This window comes from Streptococcus mitis, assembly GCF_002096855.1.
In the GTDB taxonomy this organism is placed as follows: domain Bacteria; phylum Bacillota; class Bacilli; order Lactobacillales; family Streptococcaceae; genus Streptococcus; species Streptococcus mitis_Y.
In genome coordinates, this window is the sequence record NZ_NCVH01000030.1 from 43,812 (window position 1) to 57,867 (window position 14,056).

Genomic DNA, 14,056 nt, shown 5'->3' on the forward strand with positions numbered 1-14,056 from the left:
ATTCCCATATTTAATAGGAAAAGAGGAATTCAATGCTACATTATACAAAAGAAGACTTGATTGAATTGGGTGCAGAAATTACGACACGTGAAATCTACCAACAGCCTGATGTATGGAAAGAAGCTTTTGAATCTTATCAAGCAAAACGTGAAGAAATTGTAGCTTTCCTACAAGGGATTGCTGATAAACATGACTATATCAAGGTTATCTTGACAGGTGCTGGGACTTCTGCTTATGTGGGAGATACCTTGGTACCTTACTTTAAGGAAGTCTATGACGAACGCAAATGGAATTTCAATGCTATTGCGACAACAGATATCGTTGCCAATCCAGAAACTTATTTGAAAAAAGATGTAGCGACTGTCCTTGTATCTTTTGCTCGTAGTGGGAACTCGCCTGAAAGTGTGGCGACTGTTGATTTGGCAAAAGCCTTAGTGGATGAGCTTTATCAAGTGACTATTACTTGCGCAGCAGATGGTAAATTGGCTCTTCAAGCTCATGGAGATGACCGCAATCTTTTGCTTTTGCAACCAGCTGCTTCTAATGATGCTGGATTTGCCATGACCTCTAGCTTTACGTCTATGATGTTGACAGCTCTCTTGGTCTTTGATCCTACAGAATTTGCTGTTAAAGCTGAACGTTTTGAAGTTGTATCTAGTCTTGCCCGTAAAGTTCTAGACAAGGCAGAAGATGTCAAAGAGCTTGTTGACCTAGACTTTAACCGTGTCATCTATCTAGGCGCTGGTCCTTTCTTTGGTCTTGCTCATGAAGCTCAGCTCAAGATTTTGGAATTGACAGCTGGCCAGGTGGCGACCATGTATGAAAGTCCAGTTGGCTTCCGTCACGGTCCAAAATCTCTTATCAACGAAAATACAGTTGTTTTGGTCTTTGGTACAACGACAGACTACACTCGCAAGTACGACTTGGACTTGGTTCGTGAAGTTGCGAGTGATCACATTGCTCGCCGTGTTGTGCTTTTGAGTGATCAAGCTTTTGGTCTTGAAAATGTCAAAGAAGTGGCCCTTGGTTGTGGCGGTGTCTTGAATGATATTTACAGTGTCTTCCCTTACATCATTTATGCCCAACTCTTTGCCCTTTTGACTTCACTCAAGGTAAAAAATAAACCAGATACACCGTCTCCTACAGGTACAGTAAACCGTGTGGTACAAGGTGTTATCATCCATGAATATCAAAAGTAATACTGTGTTTATAGATTCTTGATAAAAGAGTTTGTAAATCATACAAGTAAACCATAGATTGTCAGTAGGCTTTCTATGGTTTGTTTGCTTGAAAGAAATAGTAAAAGGAGAATAGAATGAAAGCATACACAGAGCGTGTATTTGGAAATGTTGAGGGCAAGGATGTCTTGGCCTATCGATTTGAGACAGACGGTGGCTACCAACTTGAGGTTATGACTTATGGTGCGACCATCTTGCGCTATGTCACACCTGACAAGACTGGAAATTTTGCCAATGTTATCTTGGGATTTGATGACTTTGATAGCTATGTAGGCAATAGCCCCAAACATGGAGCTAGCGTAGGTCCTGTGGCAGGCCGTATTGCAGGCGCGACATTTGAGCTCAATGGCAAGACCTATGACCTTGAAGTCAACAATGCTAGCAACTGTAACCATAGTGGTTCAACTGGTTGGGATTCCAGCTTGTTTGAATTGGTCGAGGTGAGCGACCATGGCTTGACTCTCTACACAGAGCGTACAGATGGGACGGGGGGATTTCCTGGAAATCTCAAGATTTGGATCAATTACCACTTAGAAGAAACAGGTGCCTATGAAATCAGCTACAAGATAACAACAGATCAGGATACGCTGGTTAATCCAACCAATCACAGCTACTTCAATTTGTCTGGTGATTTTACGCAGACGATTGACCGTCATGTTTTCCAACTAAATACAGAGGGCATTTACCCAATCGCTCCCGACGGTGTTCCGGACAAAACTCCAGATACTAGTCGTGATGTGGTTAAACACATCTACAATGGTGCCTTATTGAAAGACATCTTTGCAGAAGAAGATGAGCAAATCCAGCTGACATCAGGTTTGGATCACCCATTTGCCCTTCCTGCAGGTCATGACAATGCTGGTTTCCTTTATGACCAAAACTCAGGTCGCTTCTTGCTTTTCAAGACAGAGGCCCCTTGCTTTGTGGTCTACACAGCAAACTTTGTGGATGAAAGTGTCATCATAGGAGGTCGGCCAATGGTACAGCACAATGGGATTGCCCTTGAAGCGCAAGCTTTACCAGATGCTATTCACAGTGACCTCAAAGACCAAGTCATTCTCAAAGCCGGTCAAACCTTCACCAGTAAGACACGTTATGAGCTTGTTGTGAAGTAAAGAAAGCTAGGAAAAAGTCTTTAAATTTAGAAAAACACATATTGTCGGGTGCTGAAAGTTTGATAATATGTGTTTTATTATGGAAAGATTTATAGTTCGTTGAATCAATAGCAGGACAAATAAGTTTATAAAATATTATGAAAAATCAGTTTGAATTTCTCAATCAACTTGTTCATATTCTATTTCAATCTACTATACTTTCTCCTATTCTGAAATGATGTTATTACTCAGCATCTCTTGAGTTTTCTGGCTTGACTTTCTTGATGGAAGTTATATAATTGTTGTAATAATTTAAATTACAACAAAAAGGAGAAATATTTATGACCTATGAATATAAGAGTCACGTTTATTTAGCAGAGGCAGTTTTAAATGTAAAGGATTTGGCAAGTCAAATAGCCTTTTATCAGCAAATCATTGGTCTAGAACTCCTATCTCAAACTGAGATAGAGGCCGTTCTAGGCCTTGGTGGAAAAGCCTTGGTGCAGCTGGTTCAAACACAAGAGAGTGGAGAAGTAGGGGGACATTATGGCCTTTACCATCTGGCCATTCTCTTGCCGACACGAAAGGCATTGGCTGATGTCTTGAAACATCTGACAGATTTACAGATTCCTCTTGTCGGCGGTGCAGACCATGGTTACAGTGAGGCCCTTTATTTGGAGGATTTGGAGGAAAATGGCATTGAACTCTATCGAGATAAGCCGGTTTCCATATGGGATATTCGAGAAGACGGTCGTATTATAGGGGTCACTGAGGCCCTTGCGGCACAGGATATCTATGAGTTTGGGGAAAGAGTAGAGCCCTTTACTTTAGCAGATGGTACGAGAATGGGGCATATTCATCTTTCCGTCAAGGATAGTCGAAAGTCCAGCCAATTTTATCAAAAAGTGTTAGGGTTAGAGGATAAATTCAGTGTGCCTAGCGCTAGTTGGATTGCGGCTGGAGATTACCATCATCATTTGGCAGTCAACGAATGGGGAGGAAAAAATCTGGCTCCGCGTAAGCAAGGCTTGCCAGGCTTAGCCTTTTATGTCATTGAAATCGCACATAAAGAAGAACTGTTAACGATTGTCCAGAGAGCACAAGAAGTTGATGCACCAATCAAGTGGCTGACATCGAGCCAGCTGGAAATCACAGACCCAGACAGAATTGTGACTCGTATTCGTTTAGCAAGGTAAAACTGGAAAACTCTAGTAAATTATCAGTATGGCTAGTTTGCCTTTTGAAAAGTCTTTGATAACAGAACTGCGTGAACTGGATGGGCGAGAATTTTGACAAAGAAGCTGATTAGAGATATAATGAAGAAAAATCGAGCAAGGAAAAAGAAATGACAAACTCAAAGTATATTACTCGTTTGAAACGTTCAGAGGGTCAGTTGCGTGGAATTCAAAAGATGATTGAAGAAGATCGTGACTGTGCTGATATTGTGACGCAACTGACAGCCGTGAAATCTAGTGTGGAGCGCGTGATTGAGATGATAATTACCGAAAACCTTACTGAATGCATCAACCAGCCGCTAGATGATCCTGAAGCTCAAAAGGAACGTCTAGAAAAGGCTATCCGATACTTGATTAAACGGAAATAAATTAATGTTTTGAGACGATATTTGCAAAGGTCTATCTACTATTAGAATAGTTTAATTTGAATCAAAAGAGGCTAGAAAAAGTCTTTAAAATTAAAAAATGCATACTATCAGGTGTTGAAAACCTTGATAGTATGCGTTTTATTATGTGACTATTAGTCCGTCTCGCTCCGTTAGGTGCGAGACAAAAAAACCACCCGCTATGCGGGTGCGCGTCGAAGGTTATACAAAAAAACTCCAAACGCGATACAATAAAGGTGTTCAAGCCAATTGTAAAGCGAAAGGAGAAAAATATGGCACAAAAGGCACATAGTTTATCACACACAAAGTGGATGTGTAAATATCACATTGTGTTCACCCCTAAGTATAGACGAAAAGTCATTTATAATCAATATCGAAGTAGTTTAGGGGAAATATTTCATCGCTTATGTAGTTATAAAGGTGTTGAAATTATCGAGGGTCACTTAATGCCAGACCATGTACACATGTTAGTAAGTATTCCACCAAGGATAAGTGTTTCGAGTTTCATGGGTTATTTAAAAGGAAAAAGTGCACTCATGATGTTTGACAAACACGCCAATCTCAAGTACAAGTTTGGGATTCAGCATTTCTAATCGGAAGGTTATTATGTAAGTACGATGGGACTTAATGAAGCCACAATTAAGAAATAGATTCAAGATTAAAGAAATTATCCAGTGGATGATTTCTTCACGAGTATGAAAATTTGAGAACGAGTAAAGCATGATATAGCACTAGATAAATTAAGTGTAAAAGAATATGAGGATCCCTTTAGGGATAGTGGTAAGTAATACTAAAGCCTCTTTGAGAGGCAAGTGACGAGTCAAGAGCAATAAGGCTTGAACAAAGTGAAAGCCAGCGTCTTTAGGCGCTGGCTGGTAATTAGGGCTTATAGCCCTAGGACAAGCCACCCGTTTGACGGGTGGTCATGATTGTGGGGAGATTTATACTCTTCGAAAATCTCTTCAAACCACGTCAGCTTCACCTTGCCGTAGAAATATGTTCTTGACTTTGTCAGTCTTATCTACAACCTCAAAACAGTGTTTTGAGCAGCCTGCGGCTAGCTTCCTAGTTTGCTCTTTGATTTTCATTGAGTATTACTTCATTTTCTCCTGAAATTGAGTTTTTGCCCAGCTCCTTTTGATTATTCTACTTGACCGGGCCAAGCATTCATACCACCTTCTACATTGGTAACGGTGAGGCCTTGGGAGCTGAGAAATTGGCAGGCAGAGGCAGAACGTACTCCTCCTTGACAGATGACATGGTATGTACGGTCAGGCTTGAGTTCTTTGTAACCCTGCTCCAAAGTACTTAACGGAAGATTTTTGGCACCTGGTGCATGTCCCGCTTGGAATTCATGTGCTTCACGGACATCGATAAGTTCTAGATTTTCATTTTGATATTTTCCATAAAAGTCAGGCATGCTGATACTAGTTTCCATATTCTACTCCTTCTGGCTTAGCCATTTTGTATAGTGAATAAGCGCCGTCAAGGTTTTGGACGGTAAATCCTGCTTGTTTGAGGATACGCTCTGCGATATAGCTGCGCAAACCACTGTGGCAGCTAACGATGTAGGCTTGGTTCTTGTCTAGTTCGTCCAAGCGTTCCCGTAGTTCGTTTAGGGGGATGTGAATGGTGTCGACTTTGAGTCGACCACTTTGGAATTCGCCACTGGTCCGCACGTCTAGGAATTTCTTTCCAGCAGCCAGTTCGCCTTCGAGCTGGTACCATTGAACGTTGTCGCTGAGACCTTCGATAAGGTTCAAGGCTGCGTAACCCAGCATATTGACGGGATCCTTGGCAGAGCCAAATGGTGGCGCATATGTGAACTCCAATTCTGGTAAGTCAAAGACGGTGAGATTTCCCTTGATAGCAGTTGCCAGGATATCGATTCGCTTGTCAACGCCTTTCTTCCCAACTCCTTGGGCACCGTAGATTTTTCCAGTGGTTGGTTCGAAGAGGAGTTTCAAGGTCATATCAGTAGCGCCAGGATAATAACCGGCGTGGTCTTTTCCACTGACATGGAGTGCCTTGTAAGGAAGTTGATTCATGCGAAGGATATGCTCGCTAAGACCAGTCGAAGCAGCTGTCATATCAAAGGCACGAACGATAGCAGTACCGATACTGCCCTTGTTTGTACGACCGAGTCCTGCGATAACGTCCGCGACTTGGCGTCCCTGACGATTGGCAGGAGAAGCGAGAGAGATGAGAGCATCTTGGCCTGTAATCTCTTGCTTGACGACGATGGCATCCCCAACTGCAAAAATATCTTTTTGACTGGTTTCGTAATGTTCATCGACCAGTATTCCACCACGGAGTCCCAGTTCAATCCCCGCAGCTTTAGCCAGTCCATTTTCAGGTTCAACACCGACAGAAAGGATAGTGAGGTCAGAAGTGATCTTTTGACCGTTTTCAAGAACGATGACTTTTCCTTGGTCTTCAAATCGAGTCGCAGACTGAGAAGTGATAACGCGAACACCGTTTGCCAGCAATTCTGCTTGGACAAAGGCTGCCATTTCCTGATCTAATGGTGGCAAGACATGGGGTGCTTTCTCAATGATGGTAACTTGCAATCCACGTTTCGCTAGGTTTTCAGCCATTTCAAGTCCGATAAAGCCTGCACCGATAACGACAGCTTCTTTTGGATGATTGTCCAAGGCTGCCATAATTTCATCAAGATCAGGAACATTGCGAAGCGTGTAAGCATTCTTCGCTTCTGCCAAGCCTTCAATGGTAGGAACAAATGGTTTAGCTCCTGGGGAGAGGATCAACTTGTCGTAGCTTTCTGTGAATTCCTGTCCATCGTGTCGCACAGTCACAGTGTGCTCTGCTGGGGAAATACTGATGACCTCATGGAAAGGACGAACATCCAGATTAAAGCGTGCTTTGAGACTTTCAGGAGTTTGGACCAATAAACTATCACGGTTTGCAATTTCTCCTGAAACATAGTAAGGAAGTCCGCAGTTTGCAAAGGAAACAAAGGGACCTTTCTCAAAAATAGTGATTTCAGCGTCTTCCATGAGACGTCTGAGACGGGTTGCTGCTGACATACCACCTGCAACTCCCCCGACAATGATAATTTTCATTGACTTTCTCCTTTATACATCTAGATGATTTTACCTGTCCAAGCACTCATACCGCCTCGGACATTGATGACATCATAGCCTTTTTTCTTAAGCTTTTTCGCAGCTAGTTTGCTTCGCACACCAGAATGACAAATGACATAAAGTGTTTCTTTTGTCGCTGGTGTATAAGATCCGATTTCGGATAGAGGGACATTTTTGGCATTTTTGATATGACCTCTATGGAATTCCGTAGGCGTCCGAACATCCAGTAGCTGAATCGGTTCTCTGAGTTTAGCTTCTAACTCGCTAGTCGAAATACTGTCAATTTTTGTAAATAATAAGTGAAACATAGGCACCTCCAAATATACCCTTATGGGGTATATTAAACCATGAAGTCAAGCTTTTGTCAAGTAAGTTGAATTGATTAGTATTGTTTCTTTTTCAGTATACAAGATGCCAACTTACAAACTAAAGAGTTGGTTGATAGGTTAGTGAATAGAACCTGTCCTATTTACTTAACAACAATTATTTTCTTAGAAAACAACCTTTTCTGAAAACTGACAAACCTCAATACTAAGGCAAGAAAAAAACAAGCAAAGTCCTTGAAAAATCAGAGAAAATCAAGTATAATATGAGTAATCATTTGTCGTAGGTTTTGTCTGAAATATTGTCCAGACAAGGCTCACAGCAGTTAAATCTCCTGAAAAAGTCAGATTTAGCTGCTCTTTTTGTGCTTTTTTTCAGGATTTTGAGTGCTTGTAACAAAGACTTAAAGATTCTGAAAATTTATCAAGAGGACACGGTGATAGGGGTTTTTAAAACCATATGACGATTAGAAAAGCCTGATTGACAAGGCTTGGAACTTATTTACAAAGGAGAATCATCTTGGCAGGACATGACGTTCAATACGGGAAACATCGTACCCGTCGTAGTTTTTCAAGAATCAAAGAAGTTCTTGACTTACCAAATTTGATTGAAATTCAAACTGACTCATTCAAAGATTTCCTAGACCATGGTCTTAAGGAAGTATTTGAAGATGTATTGCCAATTTCAAACTTCACAGACACAATGGAGTTGGAATTTGTTGGATATGAAATCAAGGAACCAAAATACACGCTAGAAGAAGCTCGTATCCACGATGCTAGCTACTCAGCACCAATTTTTGTAACCTTCCGCTTGATCAATAAAGAAACAGGCGAAATCAAAACCCAAGAAGTTTTCTTTGGTGATTTCCCAATCATGACTGAAATGGGTACTTTCATCATCAATGGTGGTGAACGTATCATCGTATCTCAGTTGGTCCGCTCACCAGGTGTTTACTTTAACGATAAAGTTGATAAAAACGGTAAAGTGGGGTACGGGTCAACTGTTATCCCTAACCGTGGAGCTTGGTTGGAACTTGAAAGCGACTCAAAAGATATTGCCTACACTCGTATCGACCGTACTCGTAAGATTCCATTTACGACATTGGTGCGTGCTCTTGGTTTCTCAGGTGATGATGAAATTTTTGATATCTTTGGTGACAGCGAATTGGTTCGCAACACTGTTGAAAAAGATATCCACAAGAACCCAATGGACTCTCGTACCGACGAAGCTTTGAAAGAAATTTACGAACGTCTTCGTCCAGGTGAGCCTAAGACTGCTGAAAGCTCACGTAGCTTGCTTGTAGCTCGTTTCTTTGACCCACGTCGTTATGACTTGGCAGCTGTCGGTCGTTACAAAATCAATAAAAAACTCAATGTTAAAACACGCTTGCTTAACCAAACTATTGCGGAGCCATTGGTAGACCCTGAAACAGGAGAAATCTTGGTAGAAGCTGGTACAATCATGACTCGTAGCGTGATTGAAAGTATTGAAAGCCATTTGGATGGTGATTTGAACAAGATTGTTTACATTCCAAATGATGCAGCCGTTGTGACTGAGCCAGTTGTTCTTCAAAAATTCAAGGTTGTTGCACCAACTGATCCAGACCGCGTCGTAACAATCATTGGTAATGCTAATCCAGATGACAAGGTTCGTATCGTCACTCCTGCAGATATCCTTGCTGAGATGAGCTACTTCCTCAACTTGGCGGAAGGACTTGGCCGTGTAGATGATATCGACCATCTTGGAAACCGTCGTATCCGTGCGGTTGGTGAATTGCTTGCTAACCAAGTACGTCTTGGACTTTCTCGTATGGAACGTAATGTCCGTGAACGTATGTCTGTCCAGGACAACGAAGTCTTGACACCACAACAAATTATCAATATTCGTCCTGTAACAGCTGCAGTTAAAGAATTCTTTGGTTCATCACAGTTGTCACAGTTCATGGACCAACACAACCCGCTTTCTGAGTTGTCTCACAAACGCCGTTTGTCAGCCTTAGGACCTGGTGGTTTGACACGTGACCGCGCTGGATATGAAGTACGTGACGTGCACTACACTCACTACGGTCGTATGTGTCCAATCGAGACACCTGAAGGACCTAACATCGGTTTGATCAATAACTTGTCATCTTACGGACACTTGAATAAGTATGGTTTTGTTCAAACACCATACCGTAAAGTTGACCGTGAAACAGGTGTTGTTACGAACGAAATTGTTTGGTTGACAGCCGATGAAGAAGATGAATTTACTGTAGCACAGGCTAATTCTCGTCTGAATGAAGATGGAACATTTGCTGAGAAAGTTGTTATGGGACGTCACCAAGGGGTCAACCAAGAGTATCCAGCTAATGTTGTTGACTACATGGACGTATCACCAAAACAGGTAGTTGCCGTTGCGACAGCATGTATTCCTTTCTTGGAAAACGATGACTCCAACCGTGCCCTCATGGGAGCCAACATGCAACGTCAGGCTGTGCCATTGATTAATCCAAAAGCACCTTACGTTGGTACTGGTATGGAATACCAAGCAGCCCACGATTCAGGAGCTGCTGTGATTGCTCAGTATGACGGTAAAGTTACCTATGCAGATGCTGACAAGGTAGAAGTTCGTCGTGAAGATGGTTCATTGGACGTTTACCACATCCAAAAATTCCGTCGTTCAAACTCAGGTACTGCTTACAACCAACGTACGCTTGTTAAAGTTGGCGATGTCGTTGAAAAAGGCGATTTCATTGCTGACGGACCTTCTATGGAAAATGGAGAAATGGCGCTTGGACAAAACCCAATCGTTGCCTACATGACTTGGGAAGGTTACAACTTCGAGGATGCTGTTATCATGAGCGAACGCTTGGTGAAAGACGATGTCTACACATCTGTTCACCTTGAAGAATACGAATCAGAAACACGCGATACAAAGCTTGGGCCTGAAGAAATCACTCGCGAAATTCCAAACGTTGGTGAAGATGCCCTTAAAGACCTTGACGAAATGGGTATTATCCGTATCGGTGCTGAGGTTAAAGAAGGTGATATCCTTGTAGGTAAAGTAACACCTAAGGGTGAGAAAGACCTTTCAGCTGAAGAACGTCTCTTGCACGCTATCTTCGGAGATAAATCTCGTGAAGTGCGTGATACTTCTCTTCGTGTACCACACGGTGCCGATGGTGTCGTTCGTGATGTTAAGATCTTTACACGTGCAAATGGAGATGAGTTGCAATCAGGTGTCAACATGCTGGTTCGCGTCTACATCGCTCAAAAACGTAAGATCAAGGTCGGAGATAAGATGGCCGGACGTCACGGAAATAAAGGGGTTGTCTCTCGTATCGTTCCTGTAGAAGACATGCCTTACCTTCCAGATGGAACTCCAGTCGATATCATGTTGAACCCACTTGGGGTGCCATCACGTATGAATATCGGTCAGGTTATGGAGCTTCACCTTGGTATGGCTGCTCGTACTCTTGGTATTCACATCGCAACACCAGTCTTTGACGGAGCAAGTTCTGAAGACCTTTGGTCAACTGTTAAAGAAGCAGGTATGGATAGCGATGCCAAAACGATCCTTTACGATGGACGTACAGGTGAACCATTTGATAACCGTGTTTCTGTCGGAGTCATGTACATGATCAAACTCCACCACATGGTTGACGATAAATTGCACGCGCGTTCAGTCGGACCATACTCAACCGTTACTCAACAACCACTCGGAGGTAAAGCTCAGTTTGGTGGACAACGTTTCGGTGAGATGGAGGTTTGGGCTCTTGAAGCCTACGGTGCGTCAAATGTTCTTCAAGAAATCTTGACTTACAAGTCTGACGATATCAACGGACGTTTGAAAGCTTATGAAGCCATTACAAAAGGAAAACCAATTCCAAAACCAGGTGTTCCAGAATCCTTCCGAGTTCTTGTCAAAGAATTGCAATCTCTTGGTCTTGACATGCGTGTCCTTGACGAAGATGACCAAGAAGTGGAACTTCGTGACTTGGATGAAGGAATGGACGAAGATGTCATCCACGTAGATGACCTTGAAAAAGCCCGCGAAAAAGCAGCACAAGAGGCTAAAGCAGCCTTTGAAGCTGAAGAAGCTGAGAAAGCAACAAAAGCGGAAGCAACAGAAGAAGCTGCTGAAGAATAAGCAGTTCACTTAGAATAGAAAGGGAAGAAATAGTGGTTGATGTAAATCGTTTTAAAAGTATGCAAATCACCCTAGCTTCTCCAAGTAAAGTCCGTTCATGGTCTTATGGAGAAGTCAAAAAACCTGAAACAATCAATTACCGTACCTTGAAACCAGAACGTGAAGGACTCTTTGATGAAGTTATCTTTGGTCCTACAAAAGACTGGGAATGTGCTTGTGGTAAGTACAAACGCATTCGTTATAGAGGGATTGTTTGTGACCGTTGTGGGGTTGAAGTAACGCGTACGAAAGTTCGTCGTGAGCGTATGGGACACATCGAATTGAAAGCTCCTGTGTCTCACATCTGGTACTTCAAGGGGATTCCAAGCCGTATGGGCTTGACCCTTGATATGAGCCCTCGTGCCCTCGAGGAAGTGATCTACTTTGCGGCTTATGTGGTGATTGATCCTAAGGATACACCACTTGAGCACAAGTCTATCATGACAGAGCGCGAATACCGTGAGCGCTTGCGTGAGTATGGCTATGGATCATTCGTTGCCAAAATGGGTGCCGAAGCCATCCAAGACCTTTTAAAACAAGTAGATCTTGAAAAAGAAATTGCGGAACTCAAAGAAGAGTTGAAAACAGCGACTGGACAAAAACGTGTCAAAGCCATCCGTCGTTTGGATGTTTTGGATGCCTTTTACAAGTCTGGAAACAAACCTGAATGGATGATTCTCAATATCCTTCCAGTTATTCCACCAGATCTTCGTCCAATGTTGCAGTTGGATGGTGGCCGTTTTGCCTCATCTGACTTGAATGACCTTTACCGCCGTGTTATCAACCGTAACAACCGTTTGGCTCGTTTGCTTGAGTTGAATGCACCAGGTATTATCGTTCAAAATGAGAAGCGTATGCTTCAAGAAGCGGTTGACGCTTTGATTGACAATGGTCGTCGTGGTCGTCCAATCACAGGACCAGGTAGCCGTCCTCTTAAATCATTGAGCCACATGCTTAAAGGTAAACAAGGACGCTTCCGTCAAAACTTGCTCGGTAAACGTGTTGACTTCTCAGGACGTTCCGTTATCGCTGTTGGTCCAACTCTTAAGATGTACCAATGTGGTGTGCCACGTGAAATGGCGATCGAGCTCTTTAAACCATTCGTGATGCGTGAAATTGTCGCTCGTGATATCGTGCAAAACGTTAAGGCAGCTAAACGCTTGGTGGAACGTGGAGATGAACGCATCTGGGATATCCTCGAAGAAGTGATCAAAGAACACCCAGTACTTTTGAACCGCGCACCGACCCTTCACCGTTTGGGTATCCAAGCCTTCGAGCCAGTCTTGATTGATGGTAAGGCCCTTCGCTTGCACCCGCTTGTCTGTGAAGCCTACAATGCCGACTTTGACGGGGACCAAATGGCCATCCACGTACCGCTTTCAGAAGAAGCTCAAGCGGAAGCTCGTATCTTGATGTTGGCTGCTGAGCACATCTTGAACCCGAAAGATGGTAAACCAGTTGTTACTCCGTCTCAGGACATGGTTTTGGGTAACTACTACTTGACCATGGAAGAAGCTGGTCGTGAAGGGGAAGGAATGGTCTTCAAAGACCGTGACGAAGCGGTTATGGCTTACCGTAATGGTTATGTTCACCTCCACTCACGTGTTGGTATCGCAACAGATAGCCTCAACAAACCATGGACAGAAGAGCAAAAACACAAGGTCTTGCTTACAACGGTTGGTAAAATCCTCTTCAACGACATCATGCCAGAGGGTCTACCATACTTGCAAGAACCAAACAATGCCAACTTGACAGAAGGCGTTCCAGCTAAATATTTCTTGCCACTTGGTGGAGATATCAAGGAAGCTATCAGCAATCTTGAACTTAACCCTCCATTCAAGAAGAAAAACCTTGGGAATATCATCGCTGAAATCTTCAAACGTTTCCGTACGACAGAAACATCTGCCCTACTTGACCGTATGAAGAACCTCGGTTACCACCATTCAACTCTTGCAGGTTTGACAGTAGGTATCGCCGATATTCCAGTCGTTGAAGACAAGGCTGAAATCATCGAAGAATCACACAAACGTGTAGAACAAATCACAAAACAATTCCGTCGTGGTATGATCACAGATGACGAACGCTACAATGCTGTTACAGCTGAATGGCGTGCTGCCCGTGAAAAACTCGAGAAACGTTTGGTTGCCAACCAAGATCCTAAGAACCCAATCGTTATGATGATGGACTCTGGAGCCCGTGGTAACATCTCAAACTTCTCGCAGCTTGCCGGTATGCGTGGTCTGATGGCTGCTCCGAACGGACGCATCATGGAATTGCCAATCCTTTCAAACTTCCGCGAAGGTTTGTCAGTACTCGAAATGTTCTTCTCAACTCACGGTGCCCGTAAAGGTATGACCGATACGGCCCTTAAGACAGCCGACTCAGGTTACTTGACTCGTCGTTTGGTTGACGTTGCCCAAGACGTTATCATCCGTGAGGATGACTGTGGAACTGACCGTGGTCTCTTGATCCGTTCTATTACTGAAGGTAAAGAGATGATTGAGTCTC

The 14,056-nt window shown here is 43.1% G+C and carries 9 protein-coding genes and 1 pseudogene; 7 read left to right on the forward strand and 3 right to left on the reverse strand.

All coding sequences use genetic code 11. From position 1 onward, the window contains the following. Positions 1-32: 32 nt before the first annotated feature. The 5 genes and pseudogenes from B7698_RS04295 to tnpA form a co-directional block, all read left to right on the forward strand. Positions 33-1,199 (forward strand): SIS domain-containing protein, encoded by a 1,167-nt coding sequence (locus tag B7698_RS04295; protein ID WP_084864750.1) that lies wholly within the window; start codon positions 33-35, stop codon positions 1,197-1,199. A 116-nt stretch (positions 1,200-1,315) separates the two neighbouring features. Next, complete coding sequence (locus B7698_RS04300; RefSeq protein ID WP_084864751.1) at positions 1,316-2,353, forward strand: aldose epimerase family protein; 1,038 nt, start codon at positions 1,316-1,318, stop codon at positions 2,351-2,353. A gap of 320 nt (positions 2,354-2,673) precedes the next feature. Further along, on the forward strand, positions 2,674-3,528 hold the full coding sequence (locus tag B7698_RS04305; RefSeq protein ID WP_084864752.1) for a VOC family protein: 855 nt from the start codon (positions 2,674-2,676) through the stop codon (positions 3,526-3,528). 149 nt (positions 3,529-3,677) lie between these two features. Further along, on the forward strand, positions 3,678-3,935 hold the full coding sequence (locus B7698_RS04310; RefSeq protein ID WP_000185159.1) for a metal-sensitive transcriptional regulator: 258 nt from the start codon (positions 3,678-3,680) through the stop codon (positions 3,933-3,935). A gap of 290 nt (positions 3,936-4,225) precedes the next feature. Continuing rightward, a pseudogene (tnpA, locus tag B7698_RS10485) lies at positions 4,226-4,543 on the forward strand (IS200/IS605 family transposase); the annotation flags it as partial. A gap of 551 nt (positions 4,544-5,094) precedes the next feature. Here tnpA and B7698_RS04325 read toward each other — a convergent pair. The 3 genes from B7698_RS04325 to B7698_RS04335 are packed head-to-tail and all read right to left on the reverse strand — an operon-like array spanning position 5,095 to position 7,365. Further along, positions 5,095-5,391 carry a rhodanese-like domain-containing protein gene (locus B7698_RS04325; RefSeq protein ID WP_084864753.1) on the reverse strand — a complete coding sequence of 99 codons (297 nt, stop codon included), beginning with the start codon at positions 5,389-5,391 and terminating at the stop codon, positions 5,095-5,097. After that, entirely contained in the window at positions 5,381-7,036 is a 1,656-nt protein-coding gene (locus B7698_RS04330; RefSeq protein ID WP_084864754.1) for an FAD-dependent oxidoreductase, read from the reverse strand. Before B7698_RS04330 ends, B7698_RS04325 begins: the two co-directional genes overlap by 11 nt. A gap of 20 nt (positions 7,037-7,056) precedes the next feature. After that, positions 7,057-7,365: a rhodanese-like domain-containing protein gene (locus tag B7698_RS04335; RefSeq protein WP_084864755.1), complete on the reverse strand. Its 309-nt coding sequence runs from the start codon at positions 7,363-7,365 to the stop codon at positions 7,057-7,059. Between the two features lie 535 nt (positions 7,366-7,900). Between B7698_RS04335 and rpoB the strand changes: the two genes are divergently transcribed. Continuing rightward, on the forward strand, positions 7,901-11,509 hold the full coding sequence (gene rpoB, locus B7698_RS04340) for a DNA-directed RNA polymerase subunit beta (protein ID WP_084864756.1): 3,609 nt from the start codon (positions 7,901-7,903) through the stop codon (positions 11,507-11,509). 32 nt (positions 11,510-11,541) lie between these two features. Further along, positions 11,542-14,056, forward strand: a 2,515-nt coding sequence (rpoC, locus tag B7698_RS04345) for a DNA-directed RNA polymerase subunit beta' (RefSeq protein ID WP_192855102.1), incomplete at its 3' end; no start/stop codon positions are given.

Bases quoted from the DNA above. Each gene is read 5' to 3' on its own strand.
- B7698_RS04300 (WP_084864751.1), top strand. From the start codon at position 1,316: ATGAAAGCATACACAGAGCGTGTATTTGGAAATGTTGAGGGCAAGGAT.
- B7698_RS04335 (WP_084864755.1), bottom strand. From the start codon at position 7,365: ATGTTTCACTTATTATTTACAAAAATTGACAGTATTTCGACTAGCGAG.
- B7698_RS04310 (WP_000185159.1), top strand. From the start codon at position 3,678: ATGACAAACTCAAAGTATATTACTCGTTTGAAACGTTCAGAGGGTCAG.
- B7698_RS04305 (WP_084864752.1), top strand. From the start codon at position 2,674: ATGACCTATGAATATAAGAGTCACGTTTATTTAGCAGAGGCAGTTTTA.
- B7698_RS04325 (WP_084864753.1), bottom strand. From the start codon at position 5,391: ATGGAAACTAGTATCAGCATGCCTGACTTTTATGGAAAATATCAAAAT.
- B7698_RS04330 (WP_084864754.1), bottom strand. From the start codon at position 7,036: ATGAAAATTATCATTGTCGGGGGAGTTGCAGGTGGTATGTCAGCAGCA.
- B7698_RS04295 (WP_084864750.1), top strand. From the start codon at position 33: ATGCTACATTATACAAAAGAAGACTTGATTGAATTGGGTGCAGAAATT.